18 protein-coding genes and 1 tRNA gene are annotated in these 23,757 nt (G+C 70.7%); 14 read left to right on the forward strand and 5 right to left on the reverse strand.

Features of this window, described 5'->3' with window-relative positions; all coding sequences use genetic code 11:
- Positions 1-473: 473 nt before the first annotated feature.
- From POL72_RS17030 to POL72_RS17045, 4 genes are all read left to right on the forward strand, one after another.
- Positions 474-2,261 (forward strand): carboxypeptidase regulatory-like domain-containing protein, encoded by a 1,788-nt coding sequence (locus POL72_RS17030; RefSeq protein WP_272096428.1) that lies wholly within the window; start codon positions 474-476, stop codon positions 2,259-2,261.
- Between the two features lie 57 nt (positions 2,262-2,318).
- Entirely contained in the window at positions 2,319-3,557 is a 1,239-nt protein-coding gene (locus POL72_RS17035; RefSeq protein WP_272096430.1) for an ATP-binding protein, read from the forward strand.
- Between the two features lie 233 nt (positions 3,558-3,790).
- Positions 3,791-3,872, forward strand: a tRNA-Leu gene (locus tag POL72_RS17040).
- A 644-nt stretch (positions 3,873-4,516) separates the two neighbouring features.
- Positions 4,517-5,140: a methyltransferase family protein gene (locus POL72_RS17045; protein ID WP_272096431.1), complete on the forward strand. Its 624-nt coding sequence runs from the start codon at positions 4,517-4,519 to the stop codon at positions 5,138-5,140.
- A 6-nt stretch (positions 5,141-5,146) separates the two neighbouring features.
- On the opposite strand, the gene POL72_RS17050 is transcribed toward POL72_RS17045, so the two are convergent.
- The 3 genes from POL72_RS17050 to POL72_RS17060 all read right to left on the reverse strand — a co-directional run bounded on the left by POL72_RS17050 (position 5,147) and on the right by POL72_RS17060 (position 10,119).
- On the reverse strand, positions 5,147-6,784 hold the full coding sequence (locus POL72_RS17050; RefSeq protein ID WP_272096432.1) for a sensor histidine kinase: 1,638 nt from the start codon (positions 6,782-6,784) through the stop codon (positions 5,147-5,149).
- Positions 6,781-7,197, reverse strand: a complete 417-nt coding sequence (locus tag POL72_RS17055) for a response regulator (protein ID WP_272096434.1) — start codon at positions 7,195-7,197, stop codon at positions 6,781-6,783. Before POL72_RS17055 ends, POL72_RS17050 begins: the two co-directional genes overlap by 4 nt.
- Positions 7,198-7,272: 75 nt before the next feature.
- Positions 7,273-10,119 (reverse strand): hybrid sensor histidine kinase/response regulator, encoded by a 2,847-nt coding sequence (locus POL72_RS17060; RefSeq protein ID WP_272096435.1) that lies wholly within the window; start codon positions 10,117-10,119, stop codon positions 7,273-7,275.
- A 584-nt stretch (positions 10,120-10,703) separates the two neighbouring features.
- Between POL72_RS17060 and POL72_RS17065 the strand changes: the two genes are divergently transcribed.
- The 4 genes from POL72_RS17065 to POL72_RS17080 all read left to right on the forward strand — a co-directional run bounded on the left by POL72_RS17065 (position 10,704) and on the right by POL72_RS17080 (position 12,229).
- Positions 10,704-10,868 (forward strand): DUF1328 domain-containing protein, encoded by a 165-nt coding sequence (locus POL72_RS17065; RefSeq protein WP_272096436.1) that lies wholly within the window; start codon positions 10,704-10,706, stop codon positions 10,866-10,868.
- Positions 10,869-11,102: 234 nt separating this feature from the next.
- A complete protein-coding gene (locus tag POL72_RS17070) occupies positions 11,103-11,660 on the forward strand; it encodes a hypothetical protein (RefSeq protein WP_272096437.1) in 558 nt (185 codons plus the stop codon).
- 50 nt (positions 11,661-11,710) lie between these two features.
- Positions 11,711-11,929: a hypothetical protein gene (locus POL72_RS17075; RefSeq protein ID WP_272096438.1), complete on the forward strand. Its 219-nt coding sequence runs from the start codon at positions 11,711-11,713 to the stop codon at positions 11,927-11,929.
- 15 nt (positions 11,930-11,944) lie between these two features.
- Complete coding sequence (locus tag POL72_RS17080; RefSeq protein WP_272096439.1) at positions 11,945-12,229, forward strand: hypothetical protein; 285 nt, start codon at positions 11,945-11,947, stop codon at positions 12,227-12,229.
- A gap of 236 nt (positions 12,230-12,465) precedes the next feature.
- Here POL72_RS17080 and POL72_RS17085 read toward each other — a convergent pair whose 3' ends face one another.
- Entirely contained in the window at positions 12,466-12,945 is a 480-nt protein-coding gene (locus POL72_RS17085; RefSeq protein ID WP_272096440.1) for a hemerythrin domain-containing protein, read from the reverse strand.
- Between the two features lie 809 nt (positions 12,946-13,754).
- On the opposite strand from POL72_RS17085, the gene POL72_RS17090 reads away from it, so the two are divergent.
- The 3 genes from POL72_RS17090 to POL72_RS17100 are packed head-to-tail and all read left to right on the forward strand — an operon-like array spanning position 13,755 to position 16,282.
- The gene (locus POL72_RS17090; protein ID WP_272096441.1) at positions 13,755-15,188 is read left to right on the forward strand and encodes a sigma-54-dependent transcriptional regulator; all 1,434 of its coding nucleotides are present in this window, start codon (positions 13,755-13,757) and stop codon (positions 15,186-15,188) included.
- Positions 15,189-15,218: 30 nt separating this feature from the next.
- Positions 15,219-15,911, forward strand: coding sequence for an ATP-binding protein (locus tag POL72_RS17095; RefSeq protein ID WP_272096442.1), 693 nt, complete (start codon positions 15,219-15,221; stop codon positions 15,909-15,911).
- Positions 15,911-16,282, forward strand: a complete 372-nt coding sequence (locus POL72_RS17100; RefSeq protein ID WP_272096443.1) for a response regulator transcription factor — start codon at positions 15,911-15,913, stop codon at positions 16,280-16,282. The genes POL72_RS17095 and POL72_RS17100 overlap by 1 nt, the downstream gene beginning before the upstream one ends.
- Positions 16,283-16,354: 72 nt before the next feature.
- Here the strand turns inward: POL72_RS17100 and POL72_RS17105 are convergent, their stop codons facing one another.
- Positions 16,355-17,785, reverse strand: a complete 1,431-nt coding sequence (locus POL72_RS17105) for a helix-turn-helix domain-containing protein (protein WP_272096445.1) — start codon at positions 17,783-17,785, stop codon at positions 16,355-16,357.
- Positions 17,786-17,996: 211 nt separating this feature from the next.
- On the opposite strand from POL72_RS17105, the gene aceB reads away from it, so the two are divergent.
- From aceB to POL72_RS17120, 3 genes are all read left to right on the forward strand, one after another.
- Positions 17,997-19,619, forward strand: coding sequence for a malate synthase A (gene aceB, locus POL72_RS17110; protein WP_272096446.1), 1,623 nt, complete (start codon positions 17,997-17,999; stop codon positions 19,617-19,619).
- A gap of 75 nt (positions 19,620-19,694) precedes the next feature.
- Positions 19,695-20,993 (forward strand): isocitrate lyase, encoded by a 1,299-nt coding sequence (aceA, locus tag POL72_RS17115; protein ID WP_272096448.1) that lies wholly within the window; start codon positions 19,695-19,697, stop codon positions 20,991-20,993.
- 304 nt (positions 20,994-21,297) lie between these two features.
- Entirely contained in the window at positions 21,298-23,658 is a 2,361-nt protein-coding gene (locus POL72_RS17120; RefSeq protein WP_272096449.1) for a glutamine--tRNA ligase/YqeY domain fusion protein, read from the forward strand.
- Positions 23,659-23,757 lie beyond the last annotated feature (99 nt).

Here is a 23,757-nt window from a genome sequence, read left to right on the forward strand (position 1 = left end):
ACCCACCGCGCGGACGTCGGTGGCGTCATGTTCCTTGCAGACCTCGCGCCCCCGCAGAGCCGACCGGAGCCCGGTCGTATCCCATCCCAACCGAGCTTCCCCGTGTGCATGTCCGTACTTCGCCCGGGTGCGATGAGTGCGGGGTGGCCGCATCGGCGCATCCGTCTCGACGCGACAGCGCTGTCACAGCGCCGCCGCTGGTTGCGCGGCGCCCTGTCGAGCGGATGCACGCCCCACGCTGCCCGGAACGCCGTCTGTCGGTTGGCACGAACATCGCCTTCTCGCGCGGGTGTGATTTTCCCCTGCGCCTGCTCGGGTGCGGACCCGTTCGGGCTCCGCGCGTCACTCTCATCAGCTCGGCGGCCATCGGTCGCCAGCGTCTCTGCGGACCCGCGGTGCTGTCCCGCCGCATCGCGCCTGGGGCGGCTCCTGCTCCGCGCTGCGCGCGCCGCGTCCTCGGCGAGGAGGGCACGGTGAGCTCGCGATCCGTCGTGTGCGCCGCGCTGCTCGCTTGCCTACCGACCTCGGTGGCCTGCGGCATTCCCCTCGAGATGGCGGACTCCGCCCCCGTGAACGCCTGCGACAGGTCGGTCGAGTGCGGCCCGGGGGCGACCTGCGCCGATGTCAGCGGGCAACGCGCGTGCGTCTCGACCAGCGCGAACCTCGACGGGCTCATCCTCGAGATCCGGCCGCGCGCCACGCCCGAGCTGGGCGCGGAGGTCTCCCATCTCCTCGCCATCGATGCAGCGAGCGGCTTCCCTCCTCACGACCCTGGCGGGCAGGTGCATTCCGTCGATCTCACGATCCCCATGCCCGCGCGCGTGGAGGCCACGGTGCGCCTCGGCGGCTCCTACTGCGAGGGCCTCGCCGGCGGGCAGCTCCCCGCGACCGGCGGGAAGTTCCCTTTGAAGGTCGAGTTCCGGCGCATCGCGCCCATCCTGGGCCTGCCCACCCAGACCTACTCGACGCTCTCGGAGCCGAACGGCGACGACGGCCAGAGGTTCCAGCTCGAGATCCCCGCAGGCGACTACCACATCTCGCTGACGCCGCAGGCGCGCTCCGATTGCCGCGACGACATCCCCCCGCCGATCTTCCTGCCGAACCAGGTGGTCCCCGAGCAGTGGACGCTCGGCATCAACGCCGAGGCGCCCGCCGTGCTCCAGGGCAGCTTGCAGGTGCCCGAGGGCGTGCGCGTCGACGGGTGGAAGCTCGATCTCGTCGACCCGGTGACCGGCAGCGTCCTCTCCCAGGTAGGCCTCCTCGAACACGCCGAGCCCGACCCGCAGGCGACCGCGACGCAGGTCAAGTTCAGCGTGAAGTTCTACTGGGCCGACGCCGACAAGGACAGGAGCCCGCTCATCCGGCTGCGTCCGAAGGACGGGGAGCCGAGGCCCACGGTCTACTGGGACCTCGCTGCGCTCGCGCTCCAGGGCTCCACGGGGAACCTGAACCTGTCGCTCCTCCAGCTCGACGCGGCGGCGCGCCGCGTGGAAGGTCAGACGCTCGATGCGGCGGGCAACCCGGTGCTCTCCGCCGTCCGCATCCAGAGCGCGGTCATCGACAGGGCGCCCACCGCCGCCTACAAGCTGGACACCGAGACGGACGCGAACGGCCTCTTCCGTGCCGACCTCCCGCCAGGCGAATACGTCCTCTTCGCGCAGCCGATCAACGACACCACCAAGGCGGCCGCCAAGCAGACGCTCAAGTTCGCCGCCAGCGACGACTGCTACTGCGGTCAGTCGGTCATCATCCCCGAGGCCGGGACGCTGACCGGCCGCGTCCAGGGGCCCATGGGCGAGCTGATGGATGGCGCCAGCGTGTTCGCGGTCCCTTCCCGTGGCCAGGTCACGGCGTACATCGGCCAGGTGCTGACGCCCGAGCCGCTGCTGCCCCGGCAGACGTCCGGGGTCCTCCGTGACGGCGCGTTCTCGATCGACGTCGACCCAGGGGAGTTCGACTTCTCGGTCCGCCCGATGCCCGGCTCCGCCTACCCCTGGCTCGTCCGGCCGCGCCTTGCGGTCTCCGCGATGGATGCCGCGGTCACCGACCTCGAGCTCGCCATGTCGTACCCGGCCGTGCTCCAGGGCGTCGTCCGCGACGCGTCGGGCGCCCGTCTCGGCGACGCCGCGGTCGTCGCCTGGCTGCCCGTCCAGAGCACGACCGCGCGGGATACGGCCGCGAGGGGCATCCAGATCGGCGAGACCCGGTCGGCGGCCGATGGCTCCTATGTGCTGCCGCTCCCCCCATCGATGTCCCGGTGAAGTCGGAGCGAAAAAGGGCGGTACCAGCTCAGCGCGGAGCGAGATAGGCTAACGCCCGTGGCGCAGCCGACGCGCGGTGGGACATCGGAGCCTTCAACCGAGGATGGCCTGACCCTCGCGCCTCCTCTACGCGGCGACCTGGGCCAGCGCGCCGACGAGGAGCGCGCGACCGGGACCTCGCTTCCGTCTGCGCAGGAGCTCGCGATCGCGCTGCACGAGGTCTCCAACGCGCTCACCGTCATCGTGGGTTGCATCGAGCGCGCGCAGGGCGAGCAAGGCCCCGAGCTGGGCCGTGCGCTCGGCGTCGCTGCCTCCCGCGCGCGCGACGCTCGCCGCCTGATCCGGCGAGCCATCGGCGCCGAGGGCGAGGGGCGTCCGGCGGGCGACGGCGAGGTCGCGTCGAGGCCGCTGGGGGAGCCGGCGCGCCTGATCGCCGACGTCATCGACGACGCCGTGACGGGGCTCGAGCCCGAGGCGCGGCGCTCCGCGATCGCGCTCCGCGCGGTGATCGAGCCCGCGATCGCGCGGACCGGCGTGAGCAACGGCGCTGCGGTCGTGCAGATCTTGACGAACCTGCTGCTCAACGCGGTGGCGCTGTCGCCCCGCGGCTCGTCCGTCCGTGTCGATGCCAGGCTCGAGGGCGCCGCGGTCGTCATCGGCGTCGCGGACCAGGGGCCAGGCGTCCCGCCGTCGCGCCGCGCGACGCTGCTGAGCTCGGGCGTCTCGACGCGGCCTGGCGGAGCGGGCATCGGTCTCCGCCACTCCGCAGCGCTGGCGAGCGCTGCCGGCGGCGGGCTCGCGCTCGTGCCTTCGGATGAAGGCGCTCGCTTCGAGCTGCGCTGGCCCGTCGAGGACACTCCCCCTGCCGACGCCCCGCCCCGCGAAGCAGGCGCCGAGGAAGGGCCGCCCGTGCCGCGGAGCATGGCGTCGCCGTCGCAGCCGGGGACGGTCCTGGATGGCGTCAGGATCCTGGTGGTCGAGGACGACGACGCGGTGGTGGATCTGCTCGACACGGCGCTCACCGCGCGTGGCGCGAGCATCGTCAGCGTGCAGAGCGCGCTCGAGCTCCCGGGGGCCCTCGCCTCCGGGCCGTTCCAGGCTGCGCTGCTCGACATCTCGCCGATCCAGCAGGACGTCCTCGGCACCGTCTCCGCCGTGCGCAGGGCCAACCCGGACGTGCGGCTCGTGGTCATGTCCGGCAGCGCCGGCGCCGATCCTCTCCCCGCGAACTCCGGCGTGTCCTGGGTGCGCAAGCCGTTCGAGATCCGCGAGATCGTCGAGGCGCTCGTCCGCTGAAGGGCCCGCGGGACGGTGCGCGCAGCGCTCGGTGCGGTGTGTGCGGGCGTGCTCCTCTGGTGCGCGCCCCGGTCACACGGCCGCAGCCAGGGCAGCGGGCGATCGGCCAAGGCCGCGAGGCCGCCACGGCTGAGCAGCGCGGGCGCTGCGCCGTGTGACGACTGTGACGAGGTTGTGAGGATTAGCTTGACTTCCCCGGCCAGCTGGGTAGGTTCCGTCCCGCAACCGCACTCGCGAAGGTGGCGGAATTGGCAGACGCACTAGCTTGAGGTGCTAGCGGGTAACACCGTGGGGGTTCAAGTCCCCCCCTTCGCACTCCCTGTCTCTCTCTCGACGCATCGTTCTCCAATCCTTGTGCACACCTGGCTGAGTGTTTTCCCTCAGCGCGTGTGCGGTACCGGTGGCGCCGCCCCTGTGTCTTGACGGGGCCGCCCGGTTTCGGAGCTCGCGTCTGAACCTCGACGGCTCGCCCTGGCACCGCTGAGCGCTCGTCTGCGCCAGCTGGACGCAGGGCGATGCATGCGGGCAGCACATGATGCATGCGGGCAGCACATGCCGCGTGGAGCGTGGCGCTCCGGGGGAGGCGCGCGACAGACCGCCTGTTCGGGGCGGATGTCACGCGAGTTCGCGCGGGGGATGCACATGAGAGCGCGCTGGAGAGGCCTCAGGGCTCCTCCGAACGGTTGGGCCGACGCGTCGTTTCGGCGGCTGCCCCGAGGCTTCTCGCTGGCTGTCCGGCCCAGGCGATCCTCGCAGACTCGCTCGATACGGACGATGGGCCATGTCCCTATCGCACTGGAGTCGACGCCAATCGATCCATCGGTTGTGCGCGCCAGGTGCCCGCGGCAAAGGCTTCGAACGAGGATCCATGCCGTTCGTGGAGGGTCCACTCCGCATGTTCCAGAGTGCGTCGTCCTGCCGGTCCTCCACCGGCTGACCCATCGACAGGAAAGCACGGCATGAATCGACCCTGGCTCGCCCTCGTTCTCTACGGGATCTACCTTGCGCTCGCGTTCGGATGGCGCTCGCTCAGGCAGCGCAGCGCGACAGGATCGGCGGGCTTCCGCGGCATCTCGGGGCCACCCGGGTCGCTGCCGTGGCTCGGCGGCGTGCTCTTCGTGATCGCGCTCGTCCTGGGAGCGCTGGCCCCCGTCGCGGAGCTCGCGGCCTGGATCGCTCCCCTCGCCGATCCTGGCCTGCCGCTCGTCGGCCTCGGCGCGGCCATGACGATCTCGGGGACGCTCGGCACGCTCTGGTCACAGGGCGCGATGGGCGCGTCCTGGCGCATCGGCGTGAGCGAGGCGGAGCGAACGGGCCTCGTGACCGGAGGCCCGTTCGCGGTGGTGCGGAACCCCGTCTTCAGCTTCATGATGCTGGCCGCGCTCGGGCTGCTGCTGATCCTCCCGAACGCGGCCGCGCTCGCCTCGCTCGTCGCGCTGGTCATCGCGATCGAGCTGCAGGTCCGCCTGGTCGAGGAGCCGTACCTCCTGCGCGCCCACGGCGGCGCGTACGCGGCCTACTGCGCGAAGGTCGGCCGCTTCCTGCCCGGGATCGGCCGAGGGGGCTCGCCGCCGTCGCCCTGACGCCCCTCAGCTCGCCAGGGGCAGCGAGAAGTGGATCGTCGTCCCCTGGCCCGGGGCGCTCTCGACCGCCATGGTCCCGTGGTGCGCCTCGACGATGCCCCGCGCGATGTAGAGGCCGAGCCCCGCCCCCGTGCGCGACTCCTGCGAGGCCTTCCAGTAGCGATCGAAGAGGTGCGGCTGGTGCTCGGGCGGGATGCCCGGGCCCGTATCGGCCACCGAGAAGCGCGCGCTGTCGGCGACCCGGCGGAGCGACACGCTCACGACGCCGCCCCTCGGCGTGAACTTCAGCGCGTTGCCGAGCAGGTTCGAGAAGACCTGGAGCACGCGATCCCGGTCGGCGAGGACCTCCAGGCCCGCGTCGAGCGGCCCCTGCGTCACCCGGCAGCCCTTCGCCTCCGCGAGCGACGCGGCGGCGTCGAGCGCCTCGCGGACGAGCGTCCCGCCCCGCTCCACCCTCGGCGACACCACGAGCCGCCCCGCCTCGATGCGCGACGCGTCGAGCAGATCCTCGATGAGCCGCGTCATGCTCTGGATGCCGCGGTCCATGCGGTCGACGAGCTGGACGGCGTCGTCGTCGTCGCCGTCCTTCCGCAGGAGCAGATCGCTCCGCAGCAGCGACGCCGTGATCGCGATCGTGTTGAGCGGGTTCCGGAGATCGTGCGACACGATCGCCAGGAGGTCGTCCCGGGCGCGCGTCGCGGCCTGCGCCTCGTTGTAGAGCCGCGCGTTCTCTAGGGCGACGGAGGCCGACTGCGCGAGCTGGGTGAGCAGCACCTCGTCGCTCTCCACGAAGGGGCCGTCGCGCCGATCGAGCAGCTGGATGCTCCCGATGCACTGGCCGTCCCGGCCGCGCAGCGGCGCCGCGAGGAGCGAGCGCGGGTGGAGCTCCGCCGGCGAGCGCGAGAGCACGTCGGCGCACGTCGGATCGCTCGCGATCTCGTCGCCCGTCAGCCGGACGCTGGTGCTCCTCCGCTCGATCAGGCCGAACGCGACCTCGCGGATGCCGTCGCGGTCCTCCCGCGCGGCGTACTCCTCCGACAGCGAGACGCCCGTCAAGGGCCGCTGCTCCACGCCCCGCGCCGCCAGCCGCGAGGCCGCGACGCCGGCGTCGAGCAGCGCGCGCGCCTCGTCGGTGGTGCGCTGGATCAGCTCGTTCAGCGAGAGCGACCGGTGGATGCGCAGCGTCGCCTCGGTGAGCTGCGCGAGCTGGTTCGCGTGGCGGGCGAGCGCCCTGCGCGCCTCCTCCTCGCGGCGCTCCGCCTCGCTCAGCCGCAGGACGTGGCGCAGGCTCTGCACCAGCCGCTCGGGCGTCAGCAGGTTCTTCGGCACGTAGTCCGCCGCGCCCCGCTTCATCAGATCGACCGCGAGCGACTCGTCGCCCTGCCCGGTCAGCATGATGAACGGCGCCGTGAGCTTCGCGTTGCGCGCCGCCTCGATCACCGCGAGCCCGTCGCCCCCGGGGAGGTAATAGTCGAGCAGCACGCAGTCGATCTGCTGCTCGTACAGCACCGCGAGCGCCGAATCGACGGAATCGGCCTCCCTGATCTCGGCGTCGACGCGGCCGCTCCGCAGCGCGCGCAAGATCGCGATCCGATCGACCGTGTCGTCGTCGACGACGAGGAGGCGAACCGACCTCGGGCTCAAGGCATCTCCACGAGCGTCCAGTACCGGTTCAGCGCCGTCATGAGCTCGACGAAGCTCAGGAACGTCACCGGCTTGAGCAGGTAGCCCGCGACGTTCAGATCGTACGCGTCCACCTTGTCCCGATCGTCGTTCGAGGTCGTCAGCACGACGACGGGCGTCGCCCGCAGCGAGACGTCGGCCCGGAGCTCGCGGAGGAACTCGATGCCGTTCATCCTGGGCATGTTCAGGTCGAGCAGGACGAGGCGCCGATCCCTGGGCACCTGGTTGCCGCGCAGCAGATCGAGCCCCTCCACGCCGTCGCCCGCCACCCAGAGCGGGTTCGTGATCTTGCCCCTCTCGAACGCCCTCCGGACGTTCATCACATCGACGGTGTCGTCCTCGACCAGGATAATATTCAGGATTTTACCGTCCATCCTCGTCCTCATGGAGGGGGCAAGCGCCGGCCCGTTGATAGCATCATACGCAGCCCGCGCGCAGGGGCTACGGCGCTACGGCCAGCTACCACGCTTGCCCGCGCGGCCCACGAGGTGCGCCACCGCGGTCACCAGGCTGTTCGGCTCGATGGGCTTGGCCAGGTGCATCTGGAAGCCGGCGGCGATCGCCTGGCGGCGGTCCTCCATGCGCGTGTAGGCGGTGAGCGCCAGCGCCGGTATGCCGCTCGCGGGGACGTCGGCCCCCAGCGCGCGCAGCCGCCGCATCATCGCGTAACCGTCCTCGCCCGGCATGCCGATGTCGCTCACGAGCACGTCGAACTCGCCCATGTGAAGGGCCTCGAGCGCCGCTCCGGCTGAGGCCGCCTCGCTCACCGTCGCGCCGGCGCGCACGAAGATGATGCCGAGCAGCTCGCGGGCGTCGGTCTCGTCGTCGACCACGAGGACCCGGATGCCCTCGAGGACGCGCCGCGCCGCGCCCCCCTGCGCCTCGCCGCCCCGGCGCTGCGGGGACGGCGTCGCCGCGAGCGCCTCCGCGCGGATCGGCAGCCGCACCCGGAAGCGCGCGCCCTTGCCCTCTCCGTCGCTCTCGGCGTGCACGCTGCCGCCCTGCGCCTCCGCCAGGTGCCGCACGATGGCAAGGCCGAGCCCGAGCCCGCCGTGGGCCCGGGTCATCCCCCCGTCCGCCTGCCGGAACCGCTCGAAAAGGAACGGGAGGAAGCTCTTCGGGATGCCCTCGCCGTTGTCCTCCACCTCGACCTCGAGCGTCGCCTCGACGCGCCGGGCGAGGGCCCGCACGTGGCCCCCGGACGGCGTGAACTTCACCGCGTTCGTGAGCAGGTTCCACACGACCTGCTGGAGCCTCTCCGCGTCGCCGAGGAAGACGCCCACGTCGTCGGCGACGGAGATGTCGACCGCGACGCCCTTCGCCAGCGCCGCCGGGCGCACGAGGTCGAGCGCCGCGGCGAGCACCTGCCCCACGTCGACCGGATCGGTCCGGAGCTGCAGCTTCCCCGCGATGATCGTCGAGGCGTCGAGGACGTCCTCGATGAGCTGCGACTGCGCCTTCGCGTTGCGCTCGATCGTGGCGAGCCCCCGCTCGAGCGACTCGGCGTCCACCTCGCCCGTGCGGAGGATCCGCGCCCAGCCCAGGATCGACTGGAGCGGCGTCCTGAGCTCGTGCGACACCGTCGCGAGGAACTCGTCCTTGAGCCGGTTCAGCTGCTCGGCGTGCTGGCGCGCGCGCTGCTCCTGATCGAGGAGCTGGGCGCGCTCGGCGTCGGTGCGCTTCTGCTCCGTGATGTCGTGGAACGAGATGCCGACGCCGTCGCCCAGCGCCACCGCGATGGCGCGGAACGTCCGCGGAGCGCCCTCGTGCGCGCAGAAGAGCTCGACCCTCGCGGGCTCCCCGGTCTCCACGACGCGCGCGTACGCGTCGAACGCGCTCGCGAGCGCGCTGCCAGGGACCTCGACCGAGAGCCGCTTGCCCTCCAGATCCTTGCCGCGACCCCCGACGATCGGCCCCGTGGCCGGGTTCACGTAGACCCACTCGAAGTCGGAGATCGCCCCGGACGCGTCGCGCACGCTGCGCAGCATCATGAACCCGTCGGGCGACGCCTCTTGCACGGTGCGGAACCTCGCCTCGCTCGCCCGCAGCGCCTGCTCGATCGACTTCCGCTCCGTGATGTCGGTCGCGGTGCAGGTGATGCCGATGATCTCGCCCGTGTCATCGCTCAGCGGCTCGATCGAGACGTCGATGTGCTGGGTGCGGCCGCCGGCGCGCACCGCGATCTCGCGCCGCTGGCCGACGCCGCTGGCGAGCACGTCGCACTTCGTCCGATCGAGCGACCTCGCGGCCTCCGGGTCCTCCAGCACCTCCCCGTCGGTCTTCCCGAGCACCTCGCGCTCGGACTTGCCGAACGAGTTGTGCATCCACGTGTAGCGCAGGTCCCGGTCCTGGGTGAACACCATGACCGGCGATCCCCGGAGCGCCTTGCGGAAGCGCTCCTCGTTCACGCGGAGCGCCTGCTCCGCGCGCAGGCGCTGGGCCACGCTCTGCTGGAGCTCGAGCGCGAGCCGCTCCGCCTTCCGGCGCGCGCCGATCTGCTCGGTCACGTCGAACGCCGTCGCCATGACGCCCTCCACGGCGCCGCTCACGTCGTGCACCGGCTTGCACAGGACGTTGTACAGCCGCTCGACCGTCTCGCCGGTCCAGCGCGTGATCCGCACCGGGATCTCGCTCGCCACGCTCGGCTCGCCGCTCGCCAGGACGGCCTCGAGCTGCGCGTGCAGCGGCTGCCCGCGGAGCTCCGGGACCGCCTCGACGAGCGGCTTGCCGAGGAGATCGTCGCGGCCGACCATGCGGCAGAAGAGCGGGTTCGCGAGCTCGAACACGAGCGATGCGCCCTTGAGGAAGCAGATCGGCGCGGGCGCCTGAGCGAGCAGCGAGCCGCTCCTGCTCCGCTCCATCTCCGTGCGCCGGCGCTCGGTCTCGATCGCCTCCAGCTGGAGTCGGGTGTGCTCGCTTACCGCCTGGGCGATGCCCGCGTCCACGCGCTCGGAGAGCGCCTCGATCTGCCGCACATCCGGCGTGATCCCGGCCTCCTCCAGCTCGCGAAGGATGGATTGCCGGAGGACGCCGTACTCGCGGACCATCACGTTCAGGTCGAGCCCGTGCTCCCAGCGCATCTCGCCGTGCTCGCGCGCGGCTTCGTTGCTGCCGGCCGTCGATGCGCGCTGCTCCAGGCTGGCGGCCACCTCGTCGAGGAAGGTCGGCAGCGAGTTGATGATGAGCGGCTTCGGCATGTTGCGCACGACCGCGCTTCGCTTGCGCAGCTCGCCCACGAACCGTTCGATGATGGCCTCGCGGCGGGTCCTGATGAGCGTGGGGAGCGGGATCGTCATGATCGGATCGTTCGCGGCGGGAGCCCGACCTCGGCAGACGTCGCCGTCAGGGCGCCTGCGCGGCGAGCGGCGAGCGGCGGTGGGCGATCAGCGGCGCGGGTGGCATCGGCGAGCACGGTATCTTCGGAGAGCTGACCGGCCGCCACAAGGCGCGCTGACAGCGCGGCCTCGGACGGCCGACCGCCGCTCTCCTGAGATAGCCGCGGCCGGCTCTCCGTCGACATCGATCTCGACACCGGCCTTGAGCTGCGCCTGATTTCCACCTCACTCGCACAAGCCCAGGCGCGAGCAAGCGTTGTGCCGAGACAGGCCAGCCGATGAACAACGTGATGCTCGGTGCGCGACGTCACGAGTGAGGCAATTTGCCGCAGCTACCCCGCCCGCCCGTGTCGTGCGGCGGCACTACAGCGAGCCGCCGGGGCGCCCGGACGCTCCGCGGCTCCGGCGAACTCGCGATGTCGCGGCACGTCGGCTGCAACGACGTAGCGGCGTAACGACGTAACCGCTGCAATCGCTGCAACAACGCAGCATCGAAGCGCTGGAACACCGATTCACCCAGTGATTCACCCAATGAGGAGGTTATCATGCTCAGTTGGAGTGTCGCGTTCTTCATCGTGGCGATCCTCGCTGCGATCCTCGGCTTCGGCGGCCTCGCGGCGAGCGCCGCCTCGGTGGCGAAGCTGCTCTTCGTCATCTTCCTCGTCCTGGCGGTCGTCTCCCTCGCGCTCGGCCGACGCGCCCCGACCTGACGCCATGCGCACCGCACGTGCCCGGAGGCCACGATCGGGGCGACATGCCTCGCCAGGCCGGGCGGTATCCATGATTCCGCATGGCACGTCTGTCGCAATACGCAATACCGCGGGTCGACCCATCTATCGCGCCATGAGGCCCATCCCGGGCGGCGTCGATGGGGCGTCCGTGTCGCGCTGGGCTCTCGCCCGGACGCAAGGTCGCGCGTCGACCGAAGACCAGAGGAGATCATCATGTTGACCGTCCGAACATTCCTGCCTATCGCCATCGTCATGAGCGCCGTCGTGGGCTGCGAGTCTCCCACGGCGGACGCGCAAACCAAGGCCGAGCGCGCGCAGCGCGAGGCGCAGCAGAAGGCGGCGGAGGTCGCCACCGAGCTCGACAAGAAGGTCGCCGAGATCGACCGGCGGGCCGAGCGGGCGACCGACGACGCGCTCCGGGAGGCCGCGGAGAAGCTCAACAACGCCGCCGTCAAGGCCCAGGAGAAGACGGCAGAGGCCCAGGCGGAGCTGGCGAAGGCGCGCGAGGACGTGCGCGCGTCCACGTCGCGCAGGATCGAGGACCTCGAGAAGGATGCCGTCGAGCTCCGCGAAAAGGCCGAGAAGAAGCTGCCCAAGGACGAGGTCGGCAGGTTGATGAAGGATGTGGAGGACAAGTCGGAGGCGGTCCGCAGGAGCCTGCGCGACCTCGACGCGGCGACCAGCGAGACCCTCGACCAGGTGAAACAAGGCGTCTACCAGCGGGTGGACGAGCTGGATCGCGCGATCCAGGCGGCGAAGCGGCGCGTCTGATGCAAGCCCGTTGGCCCGGGCCCAGCAAAGCTCGACACGAGGAGGATAGGATGGCGAATCAGAAGGCGACCCAGCACACCCCGTCGGCGGACATCGAGGGAGAGGGCAACCACACGGCCGATCGGCGTTACCGAGAGGGGGTGGAGCAGTCGGTGAAGGCCGGCAAGATCAAGGAGAACGCCGAGGAGGCGGCCCGCGCGCTCGACGGCCCCGAGGGCGACGAGCTGCGCGAAGCCGAGGAGGCGGCCCGGCGAGGTCAACCCAACTGAACGGGGTGAGCAGCGATGATCCGCGAGCTCCGATGCAAAGCCTGTGGCCGCCGGTACGTCTTCGTGTCGACGGCGGCCACGCCCTGCCGGGCCTGCGGCTCGGCCCTCGACGAGGTGGAGCTCGAGCGCGGCGTTTACGAGCTCGTCGCGAACGACGCGCGGAGCGCCGCCTCGCCCGCTCCGTCGAGCCCGGCGGACACCATGGTCCCCGAGGATCTCGGCTACGGCGAGTCCCACGGATACGGACCCGCGCACGGCGGCCCGACCGGCCCCGGCGACGCGCCCGCGACCGGCCCCTGATCCGCCGAGCTCGCCCCGCGCTTCGCGCAGGGCGCCGCGGGTGCTCTCGCAGAGCGCCTGTGGTGGCCGCTGGAGAGGGCGGGCGAACGACGGGACGCCGGAGGGTGCTGGTCAAAGTGGAACAGGGAGGCGGGGAGGCAGGGAGAAAAAACTCAGTAATCTCCCTGTCTCCCCGCCTCTCTGTGATCTTTTCCGGGCAAAGTTGGCACGGCCCGCCGGAGGCAGGGCGCCGGCCGTCAGGCCGCCCTCGCTGTGCGGAGCGGGGCGTGGCTCGAGGCGTGGGGGCGGCGGGAGTGGGCGATGAGCGCCTCGAAGAGCTCCAGCATCTGCCGGCCGAGGCGCTCGTTCGTGTCCTCGGTCAGCTCCGCTTCGATCCTCGGCAAGAGGTCCCGCTCCTCCTCCTCGGCGTGGTGCGCGACGAGGTCCCTCAGGGTGGCGAGCCTGGTCTTGAAGCTCGGGTCCTCCGGCGCCGTGCCGACGACGCGCCGGATCTCGAACCGCGTGACCGTGTGCTCCTCGCAGGCCCCGCTGATGAGGTCCGGCTCGACGGCGAGCAGCTCCGGAAAGAGCACCACCTGCTCGGCGAGCATGTGGGCGAGGAGGTGCTTGGTCAGCTCGTCCGTCGCTCGCCGGACATCGCCTGTGGTCGAGAGGGCCAGATCGAAGAGCCTCTCGGCTTCGCGGTGTTGCCCCTTCAAGAGCTGTGTCGCCTTCATGCATTCTCCTCTCAAGGACCGGACGTCAGGTCGTTGTTCATCGAGTGGGATGGGTCGTCGTTCATCGAGATGGAAAGAGTGCTGGTCGCCCTCGCTCGCTCGCGACCAGATCACGCAACGGCCTCGGCCGAGGGCTCGAGGCGGCGCGCCGAGCCTTCAGCCAGGTGACATCGCGCCGTCGCGCAGCGCGCGCAGCGTCGGCGGCGAGGTCCGCGAGCGCGCGAGCCCCACCCGCCCCCCTCTGCATGAGGCGCACTCAAGCAATCACCGTGCCGATTAGGTTTATTCCGGATGCGAAGAGACGCTGGATGCTGGACAGGGAATATCGATGTGGAATTTCGCCTCTTGCCATGACCCCCGGGGCTCGGGCGGACTCTGCTGTTCCCGGGAGGCGCAGCCGTCTCATCGAGAGAGGCGCACGGCGCCCGCGTGAGACCGCGACGGCGCCTCCGTGGCGGCGCCTGGCGCGTGTGGCCCGCCGGAGGGGCGCCACATGCACCGCGAAGCGGCGCGCTGCCGGCCCGCGCCGATCCGTGGAGGAACGGCGGGGTCGGTAAGTCCCCTACGGGCGACGGCGCCTCGGGCGCAGCGGCGGTCGTTGGCCCCGTCGGCGGCGGAGCGCTCGGCCGCCGCGCGCGTCCGGTGCCATCCAGGATGAGGCAAGAACGCGCACCTGTGGCGAAACGTCACGTCGGAAGGATGTCGGCGAGGAGCGGACTGGGCTTGATGGCGCGGACTCTCCGTGGCACGTTCCCTGCAACTGCAGGCAGCGGTCGACCTTTAGAAGAGCTGCCGGGGAAGGACACGCGATGAGCGGCAGGATACTCGTCGTCGACGACGACGAAGCGACGTGTGATCTGGTCGAAGCCCTCCTTAAGAGGCAGGAGTTCTCCGTCGCGGCGCGCACCTCGGCCAAGAGCGCGCTCGAGCTGGTGAGCGAGGACGATTTCGACGTCGTGTTGACCGACGTCGGCATGAGCGAGATGAGCGGCCTGGAGCTCTGCGAGCGCATCCTCGGCGCGAGGCCCGACATGCTCGTCATCGTCATGACGGCGCTCGGGAGCATGGAGACCGCCATCTCCTCCATGCGCGCCGGGGCGTTCGACTTCGTCACGAAGCCGCTCGACGCGAACCTCCTCGGCCTGACGGTCTCGCGCGCCGTCCAGCATCGGCGCCTCCGCTCGGAGGTGAAGCGCCTGCGCGAGGCGGCCCACGACGTCCAGCAGACCAAGGGCCTCGTCGGGCGCAGCCCTGCGATGAAGCGCGTCTACGATCTGATCGGGCGCGTCGCGCGGAGCGACGCCTCGGTGCTCGTGCACGGCGAGACGGGCACCGGCAAGGAGCTCATCGCGCGGGCGATCCACGAGGCGAGCGGCCGGTCCGGCCCCTTCGTGGCGGTCAACTGCGCCGCGGTGCCCCAGGCGCTCCTCGAGAGCGAGCTCTTCGGCCACGCGCGCGGCGCCTTCACCGACGCCAAGACCCAGCGCACCGGCCTGTTCCTCGAGGCCAGCGGCGGCACCATCTTCCTCGACGAGATCGGCGAGATGCCGCTCGAGGTCCAGCCGAAGCTGCTCCGCGCGCTGCAGGAGCGCAAGGTGCGGCCGGTGGGCTCGAACGCCGAGATCCCCTTCGACGCGCGCATCGTGACGGCGACGAACCGCGACCTCGAGACCGAGGTGTACGAGAAGCGGTTCCGCGAGGACCTCTACTACCGGGTCAACGTCGTGAAGATCGACCTGCCGCCCCTGCGCGAGCGCGGCACCGACGTCCTCCACCTCGCGATGCACTTCCTCGAGAAGTTCTCGTCCCGCAGCAGCAAGGGCGTGCTCTCGCTCTCGACCGCGGCCGCGGAGAAGCTCACGGCGTACAACTGGCCGGGCAACGTGCGCGAGCTCGAGAACAGCATCGAGCGCGCGGTGGCGCTGGCTCGCTTCGAGCAGATCACGGTCGAGGACCTGCCGGAGAAGGTCCAGGCCTACCGGCCCGACCGCTTCGTCGTCGCCGTCGACGAGCCGGCGGAGATCATGACGATGGACGAGCTCGAGAAGCGCTACATCAAGCGCGTGCTCGCGCTCGTCGGCGGCAACAAGTCGCGCGCCGCCCAGATGCTCGGGTTCGACCGGCGGACGCTCTACCGCAAGCTGGAGCGCTACGGGGAGCAGGACGGCTCGGGCGGGGACGAGGGCCCAGACAAGGACAAGGCGGCCTCTTCGCCGGGCTCGGCGAGCTCCTCGTTGAGCTGAGACGGGACGCGAGGCGAGGCGTAACGAATCATGAGCGAAAAGGCGCTGTCCGAGTCGATTTACAAGCTGTTCGCGCGCGCGGGGCACGACGTCCGCGGGCCCGCCGGGGTGGTGGCCACGGCGCTCAACGAGCTGGAGAGCGCCCTCGGCGGGGAGGCCACCGCCCAGAACGCGGCGTACTTCACCATGGCGCGGCGGGGCGTGCGCCGCCTGCTGCGCCTCGCCGACCGCTACACCGCCGCGTCCGAGCTGCCGCGGCAGCTCGACGCCCCGACGCAGCCGCTCGACCTCGAGGCGCTCGTCCAGAAGGCCGTCGCGGAGGCGTCGTTCGTCTACGGGCGGCGCGACGTCACCGTGGCGCTCGATCTCGCCCCCGTGCGCGGCTTCGCGCACGCCGTCTCGCTGACCGCGGCGCTCTCGGACGCGCTCATGCTCGCCCTGAACGTCGCCCGCGCGCGGGTCGTCGTGGCGCTCGCGGCCCATGCCGATCGCGCGCGGGTGGTGCTGACGACCGACTCGAGCGCGGCCTCGGTGGAGAAGCTCTTCGAGGCCGCGCTCTCGCCGGACGCGGATCCCCTCGCCGACGGCGCGCTGCCCGTCCGGGTGATCGACGGCGTGCTCAAGGCGCACGGCGGCGAGGCGCGGGCCGACCGCGTGGGCGCGGAGACGAGGATCACCCTGGAGTGGCCGCTGAACGTGGCCGATCGCAAGGCGGGGGCCTGATGAGCGCGGAGCTTCCGCAGGTGCTGGTGATCGACGACGACGACGACACGGCGGCGCTGCTCGGCATGGCGCTCCGCCGCCGCGGCTTCCGCGTGCTCGTGGCGCGCTCGTGCGAGGAAGGGCGCTCGCTGCTCACCGCGAGCGCGGTCGATGCCCTGGTGACGGACGTGTCGCTACCCGATGGCAGCGGCGTCGAGCTGGTCGCGTCGCTCGCGGACAGGCCGCGGGCGGTGATCGTGGTGAGCGGATTCGGCGGGGATGACGATCGCGAGAAGAGCCGGACGGCCGGCGCTCATGCGCACATGGTCAAGCCCATCGACGTGGCCCGGCTCGTGGCCACGCTCAACGAGCTGCTCGGGCGACCCAGCTGAGCGGGCCGCCCGCGAGCCCGCGCCGCGCGCTGGCCGCCCGGGCGCGCGGAGCACGCCGGTCGCTGGCTCGCCTCACTTGTCGACCGACGCGTAGAACGAGACGCCCCGCCGGTTCTCGTCGAGGCGGAGCGGGTGCTGCAATGCCGGCAGCGCGCGCTGGGCGCAGTCGAGGCGCTCGCAGGTCCGGCACGTGACGCCGACGGGCACGGCCGCGCCGATGTTGTCCAGGTCGATCCCGTCGGCATAGACGAGCTCGCGGGCGTAGCGGACGTCGCAGCCCATGCCGATCGACTGCACCGTGTGGGGGACGTGGTAGCCGCCGCGGTCGCTGCGCACGGTGCGCGCGATGCAGAAGTAGACCGCGCCGTCGGGCATCTGCGAGAGCTGGATCCGGATCATGCCGGGCGTCATCAGGGCGGCGTGGACGTTCCAGCGGGGACACGCGCCGCTGAACCGCGCGAACCGGATGCCGGAGCCGCTGAAGCGCTTCGAGATGTTGCCCGCGATGTCGATGCGGACCATGTGCATGGGCACCCCCTCGGAGCCCGGGCGGCGGAGCGTCGTCAGCCGATGGCACACCTGCTCGAAGCTCGTGCCGAACCGGTGCGCGAGGAGCTCGATGTCGTAGCGCTCGGCGCGCGCCGCCTCCAGGAACGGCTGGTACGGCATGAGGATCGCGGCCGCGAAGTAGTTCGCCAGCGCGACGCGGGCGAGCGCGCGGGACTCCGGGGTCGTGAGGTTCTCGTCGCGCAGGATGCGGTCGATGGCCGTCGATTGCGTCAAGAGGCCGAGCTGGTGCGCGAGCTGGAACCTGCGGCTGCGGGGTGGCAGCACCTCGGAGATGCTCAGCACGCGCCTGTCGGGGTCGTATCGCCGCATCGCCTGGCGCTCGTCCGCGACCCGGACGATGCGCACCTCGATGCCGCGCGTCGCGCGGAGGTACCGGACGAGGCCGCGGTAGACGTCGTCCGCGTCGAGCTCCGCCTCGCGCCAGAGCGCCTCGGCGCCCTCCTCGAGCTCCGCGAAATGGTTCATCCGGCGCTGGATGAGATCGCTGACCTCCTCGGACGGTAGCCGCGAGTTGTCGACCCCGACGAACCCGTCCCCCGCCAGCCGCTCTCCCAGCGTATCCAGCGATTCACGCGTCGTCGCGTAGGTCCGGTAGAGCGTGAGCACCGCGCGCGCGACGTTCGGCGACGCCGCGACGAGCTCGCGCAGATCCGCGTTCGTCAGCCCGTGGCTCTCGAAGATGGGATCGCCGAACACCTCGTGGAGATCGGCCGTGAGCCGGACGTCCTCTTCCGACGCGAAGTTCTGGAGGTCGAGCTGGAATATCTGGGCAAGCCGGATGAGCAGCGGCGCAGTCAGCGGACGCCGGTTGTTCTCTATCAAGTTCAGATAGCTCGCCGAGACACCGAGGCGCTCCGCCAGATCGACCTGCGTCATGTGCTCGCGACGCCGGAGCGCGCGGACCTTGGCTCCGAGAAGAGGTGCATCGGCCATGGGGACCCTCCCGACGTAACTGGGACAACCTGGATGAGATGTAGGCGCAGCTCGCCCTGGTGGAAATTTACAATAGTTTACACGTTAACACGCTGTAAAGCCCTTTCGTCTACATCGTTATCCGCCTGCATTTCAGAGCGAAGTTGACGCTGAAACCTCGTCGACAAACATAGGTTGCTTGTAACGACGCGCAGCGTTGCAGGAGATGTGGATGAGCCAGAATCATGAGACCGCAAGCGTCCGCTTGCTCGCTCCTCGGGTCGGGGGCGACGAGTCCGTCCTCACGCCAGAGGCCCTCCGTTTCCTTTCCGGTCTTGGGCGCAAGTTCGCTGACCGGGTACCGGCCCTGCTCGCCCGGCGGCGCGCCGTGCAAGAGCGGCTGGACGCGGGCGAGCGATTCGATTTTCTCCCCGAGACGCGGGATGTGCGCGACGGCGACTGGACCGTTGCGCCGCTGCCCGAGGACCTCCTCGACCGGCGCGTGGAGATCACGGGTCCGGTCGATCCCAAGATGATCATCAACGCGCTGAACTCGGGCGCGAGCGTGTTCATGGCCGATTTCGAGGACGCCACGTCGCCCACGTGGAAGAACCTCATCGAGGGGCAAGCGGCGTTGAGGCTCGCTGTGCGGCGCGAGCTCCGCCACGAGGACCCGGCGACCGGGAAGCGTTACGCCCTCGGAGACAGGCTGGCGACCCTGCTCGTGCGCCCGCGCGGCTGGCACCTCCCCGAGAAGCACGTGGAGCTCGACGGCAAGCCGCTGCCAGGCGGGCTCTTCGATTTCGGACTCTATTTCTTTCACAATGCGCGTGAGCTCGTCCGCCGCGGGACCGGGCCTTACTTCTATCTGCCGAAGATGGAGAGTCACCTGGAGGCGCGCCTCTGGAACGACGTCTTCGTGTTCGCGCAAGAGGCGCTGGGCCTGCCCGTCGGCACGATCAAGGCCACGGTCCTCATCGAGACGCTGCCCGCGGCGTTCGAGATGGACGAGATCCTCCACGAGCTCCGGCAGCACTCGGCCGGCCTCAACTGCGGTCGCTGGGACTACATCTTCAGCTTCATCAAGAAGCTCCGGAACGACCCGGCCTGCGTGATGCCGGATCGCTCGCAGGTGACGATGGAGCAGCACTTCCTGCGCTCGTACACGCAGCTGCTCGTGAAGACCTGCCACCGCCGGGGCGTGCACGCGATGGGCGGCATGGCGGCGCAGATCCCGATCAAGAGCGACCCGGAGGCGAACCGCGCGGCGCTCGACAAGGTGCGCGCCGACAAGCTGCGCGAGGTGAAGGACGGACACGACGGCACCTGGGTCGCGCACCCGGGGCTCGTGCCGCTCGCGCGCGAGGTGTTCGACGCGCACATGCCCGCTGCGAACCAGATCGAGCGGAAGCGCGAGGACGTCCGCGTCTCGGCGGCCGACCTGCTGCGCGTCCCGGCGGGCGCGCGCACCGAGGCGGGCCTGCGCCATAACATCCGGGTCGGCGTCCAGTACCTCGAGGCGTGGATCAGCGGCCTCGGCTGCGTCCCGCTCTACAACCTGATGGAGGACGCGGCCACCGCGGAGATCTCCCGCACCCAGGTCTGGCAATGGATCCGCCACAGGGCGACGCTCGACGATGGCCAGCCGCTCACCGTGGAGCGCTTCCGCGCGGCGGTCGACAGCGAGATGGCCGCCCTCCGCGGCGCGCTCGGCCCGGCGCGCTTCGACGGCGGCCGCTTCGCCGAGGCGCGCGCGCTCTTCGAGCGGCTGTCGATCGGAGAGACCTTCGAGGAGTTCCTGACGCTGCCTGCTTACGAGCTCTTGATCTCCAGCGCCGGAGAGCAGCGCTCGTGACGCCCGGCGCGCTTCGTTTGACGTCGACACAGCGGCCGCTGCCGCCCCCAACCCCAACGCATTAGGAGCCCAGTCATGTCCGCTGCTTTCCCGCTGAACACGCCGATCTCCGCCGACTCGCTGCACGCGCCGCCGAGCGACACCGTCCCGGGCAGGTGGAGCGGCATCGTCCGCCCGTACTCCGAGGCGGACGTCGCGCGCCTCCGCGGCACCGTCCGTATCGACTACACGCTCGCGACCCTCGGCGCCAAGCGGCTCTGGAACCTGATGCACTCCGAGCCCTACGTTGCGGCGCTCGGCGCCCTCACCGGCAACCAGGCGATGCAGCAGGTCCGGGCCGGGCTCAAGGCCATCTACCTGAGCGGGTGGCAGGTGGCGGCCGACAACAACGAGGCCGGGACCATGTACCCCGACCAGAGCCTGTACCCGGCGAACAGCGTCCCGACGCTCGTGCGCCGCATCAACCAGGCGCTCCTCCGCGCCGACCAGATCGAGAACGCCGAGGGCAAGGCGGGGCGCTACTGGCTCGCGCCCATCATGGCCGACGCGGAGGCGGGCTTCGGCGGGCCGCTCAACGCGTTCGAGCTGATGAAGGCGATGATCGAGGCGGGCGCCTCGGGCGTTCACTTCGAGGACCAGCTCGCCTCCGAGAAGAAGTGCGGGCACATGGGCGGCAAGGTCCTCGTCCCGACCAGCCAGTTCATCCGCACCCTGATCGCGGCCCGGCTCGCCAGCGACGTCATGGGCGTGCCGACCGTCCTCGTGGCCCGCACGGACGCCGACAGCGCCAAGCTGATCACGTCCGACGTCGACCCGCGCGACAAGCCGTTCGTCACGGGGGAGCGCACGCCCGAGGGCTTCTTCGTGCTGAAGGGCGGCCTCGAGGCGGCCATCGCGCGCGGGCTCGCGTATGCGCCCTACGCGGACCTCGTCTGGTGCGAGACCTCGACGCCGGACCTCGATCAGGCGAAGCGCTTCGCGGAGGGGATCCACAAGCAGTTCCCGGGCAAGCTGCTCGCCTACAACTGCTCGCCTTCGTTCAACTGGAAGAAGCACCTCGACGACGCGACGATCGCGCGGTTCCAGCGCGAGCTCGGGGCGATGGGGTACAAGTTCCAGTTCGTGACCCTCGCCGGGTTCCACTCGCTGAATCACAGCATGTTCGAGCTCGCCCGCCAGTACCAGCGCCGCGGGATGGCGGCGTACTCCGAGCTGCAGCAGGCCGAGTTCGCCGGCGAGCAGTTCGGCTACAGCGCGACCCGCCACCAGCGCGAGGTCGGGACGGGCTACTTCGACGAGGTCGCCCAGGTGATCTCGGGCGGCGCTGCGTCCACGCTGGCCCTCCACGAGTCCACCGAGGCCGCCCAGTTCTGAGCGCCCGCGCGGGCGTGCGCCGTCCGTCGCGCACGCCCGCGTCTGTCCGCCGCGGCGCCCCCCGCCGTCCTCGCCCGCGCGGCGTATCTCCCCGTCTCCCTGTGAATTTCCTGCAAAATTCAAGGGGATGCCTCCGCCGTCCCCCCCTCCGCCGCGTCTTCCCCCGCGCTTCGCGAGGCGCCCGTCCTCGCGGGAGCGCGGCGCCGGGCGCGCCGGGCGGGCGCCGTCTCCGCGGTGGCCCGGCGGGTGCCGTTTGAGTAGGCTCGGCGCGGGCGGCGCCGCCCGAGCCGAGGTGAAAAGAGCTGTGACAACGCAGAGCCCCAGAGCGAGCGACGCTGACAGCAGCGTCGCCGCGTCCAACTTCATCCGCAACATCATCGCCGAGGACCTCGCCGCCGGCAGGCACACGCGGGTCGTGACCCGGTTCCCGCCCGAGCCGAACGGCTACCTGCACATCGGACATGCGAAGTCGATCCTGCTGAATTTCGGGCTGGCGGCGGACTTCGGGGGCGCATGCCACATGCGCTTCGACGACACGAACCCGGCCGCCGAGGACATGGAGTACGTGGAGTCGATCCTGCGGGACGTGCGCTGGCTCGGCGGCGACTGGGGCGACAAGCTCTTCTTCGCGTCGGACTACTTCGAGCGGCTTTACGCCTTCGCGGTGGAGCTCATCCAGAAGGGCAGAGCCTACGTGTGCAGCCTGAGCGAGGCAGAGACCCGCGAGCTCCGCGGCACCGTCACGGAGCCCGGTCGGGAGAGCCCCTACAGGAACAGGTCCGTCGCGGAGAGCCTGGATCTCTTCGCCCGGATGAGAGCAGGGGAGTTCCCGGAGGGCGCGCACGTGCTCAGGGCCAAGATCGACATGGCCGCTCCCAACATGAAGATGCGCGATCCGCCGATCTACCGCATCAAGCGCGCGCGCCACTACCGGACGGGCGACGCGTGGTGCGTCTACCCGCTCTACGACTTCGCTCACAGCCTCTCCGACGCGATCGAGGGGATCACCCACTCGATCTGCACGCTGGAGTTCGAGAACAACCGGGAGCTGTACGACTGGATCGTCGAGCACCTCGACGTCCCGTCCCGCCCTCGCCAGTACGAGTTCGCTCGGCTCAACCTGAGCTACACGGTGATGAGCAAGCGAAAGCTGCTCGCGCTCGTGAAGGGCGGGCTCGTGACGGGCTGGGACGACCCGCGCATGCCCACCATCGCCGGCCTCCGGCGCCGCGGGGTGACGCCCGAGGCCATCCGCTCGTTCTGCGAGGAGATCGGCGTCGCCAAGACGAACAGCATGGTGGACATCGCCAAGTTCGAGTCGTGCGTCCGAGACGACCTGAACCTCCGCGCCCCGCGCGTCATGGCGGTGCTGCGCCCCCTCCGGGTCGTCCTCGAGAACTACCCCGAGGGGCAGGTCGAGGAGATCGACGCGCCCTACTGGCCCGAGGACGTGCCGAGGGAAGGCTCCCGGAAGGTCCCCCTGTCCCGGGTGCTCTACATCGAGCGCGACGACTTCCTCGAGGACCCCCCCAAGAAGTGGTTCCGGCTCGCGCCCGGGCAGCAGGTGCGGCTCCGCTACGCCGGGTTCATCACCTGCCGCGAGGTGGTGAGAAACGAGGCTACAGGAGAGGTCGTCGAGCTCCGGTGCACGTACGATCGCCCCACGAAGAGCGGTGAGGCGCCCGACGGGCGCAAGCCGAAGGGAACCTTGCACTGGGTCTCGGCCGCCCACGCGCTCCCCGCCGAGGTCCGGCTCTACGACCGGCTCTTCACGGTCGAGCGGCCCGACGCGGTCGAGGAGGGAAAGGATTTTCTGGAGAACTTGAATCCTGGTTCGCTGGTTGTCCTGAGCGGGTGTCAGGTGGAACCGAGCCTGTCCACGGTCGAGAAGGGGAGCCATGTCCAGTTCGAGCGCCAGGGGTTCTTCTTCGTGGATCCCGTCGATTCCGCGCCCGGCGCGCCCGTCTTCAACCGCACGGTGGCGCTCAAGGACTCATGGTCGAGGCTCTCGGCCGAGAGGCCCGCTCGGGCCGCCGAGCCCGCGCCCGCGGGCCCCGCCGCCAAGGCGCCGCCGCCGGAGCCTCGGCGCGAGCGCGCGCCCTTCGAGGAGCGCCTCGCGCGGCTCGACCCGGCGCGGGCCGAGAAGGCCAGACACCTCATCGAAACACGTGGGATACCGGGCGACGACGCGGTGGTCCTGGCCGACGACGACGGCCTCCTCCGGCTCTTCGAGGAGACGGTCGCCGCGCACGACAACCCCCGGGGCGCCGCCAACTGGGTCATCCACTCGCTGGCCCGCGAGCTGAAGGACAGGAAGACAGGCGACCTCCCCGTCTCGGGGGCGCAGCTCGGCGAGCTCCTGGCGCTGATCGATGACGGGACGATTTCCGGGAAGATCGCAAAAGATGTCCTCGCTGAGATAATGCAGCACGGCGGTAGCCCGAAGGCGATCGTCGCGCAGAGAGGGCTCCGGCAGGTCGCCGACGAAGGCGCCCTGGAGCGGATCGTCGACCAGATCATCGCCGGTCATCCAGGCGAGGTTTCCCGCTTCCGCGCGGGGAATTCGAAGCTGATCGGGTTCTTCGTCGGTCAGGTCATGAAGGCCTCCGGCGGCAAGGCGAACCCGGACCTGGTCAATACGCTGCTGGCCAGGAAGCTGGCGTAAATCTCCCACCCACGCGCTGTTTCGCTTCCCCCCCGACGCGGGGTGCGCCCGAGTGCTGCGCTCTGCGTTATCCCACTCCCGGCACCTGACTACGTGACG

This window comes from Sorangium aterium (genome assembly GCF_028368935.1).
GTDB classification, from domain to species: Bacteria; Myxococcota_A; Polyangia; order Polyangiales; family Polyangiaceae; genus Sorangium; species Sorangium atrum.

Coding starts and splice junctions, on each gene's coding strand:
- POL72_RS17045 (WP_272096431.1), top strand. CDS start 4,517: ATGAATCGACCCTGGCTCGCCCTCGTTCTCTACGGGATCTACCTTGCG.
- POL72_RS17055 (WP_272096434.1), bottom strand. CDS start 7,197: ATGGACGGTAAAATCCTGAATATTATCCTGGTCGAGGACGACACCGTC.
- POL72_RS17060 (WP_272096435.1), bottom strand. CDS start 10,119: ATGACGATCCCGCTCCCCACGCTCATCAGGACCCGCCGCGAGGCCATC.
- POL72_RS17065 (WP_272096436.1), top strand. CDS start 10,704: ATGCTCAGTTGGAGTGTCGCGTTCTTCATCGTGGCGATCCTCGCTGCG.
- POL72_RS17070 (WP_272096437.1), top strand. CDS start 11,103: ATGTTGACCGTCCGAACATTCCTGCCTATCGCCATCGTCATGAGCGCC.
- POL72_RS17075 (WP_272096438.1), top strand. CDS start 11,711: ATGGCGAATCAGAAGGCGACCCAGCACACCCCGTCGGCGGACATCGAG.
- POL72_RS17080 (WP_272096439.1), top strand. CDS start 11,945: ATGATCCGCGAGCTCCGATGCAAAGCCTGTGGCCGCCGGTACGTCTTC.
- POL72_RS17085 (WP_272096440.1), bottom strand. CDS start 12,945: ATGAAGGCGACACAGCTCTTGAAGGGGCAACACCGCGAAGCCGAGAGG.
- POL72_RS17090 (WP_272096441.1), top strand. CDS start 13,755: ATGAGCGGCAGGATACTCGTCGTCGACGACGACGAAGCGACGTGTGAT.
- POL72_RS17095 (WP_272096442.1), top strand. CDS start 15,219: ATGAGCGAAAAGGCGCTGTCCGAGTCGATTTACAAGCTGTTCGCGCGC.
- POL72_RS17100 (WP_272096443.1), top strand. CDS start 15,911: ATGAGCGCGGAGCTTCCGCAGGTGCTGGTGATCGACGACGACGACGAC.
- POL72_RS17105 (WP_272096445.1), bottom strand. CDS start 17,785: ATGGCCGATGCACCTCTTCTCGGAGCCAAGGTCCGCGCGCTCCGGCGT.
- aceB (WP_272096446.1), top strand. CDS start 17,997: ATGAGCCAGAATCATGAGACCGCAAGCGTCCGCTTGCTCGCTCCTCGG.
- aceA (WP_272096448.1), top strand. CDS start 19,695: ATGTCCGCTGCTTTCCCGCTGAACACGCCGATCTCCGCCGACTCGCTG.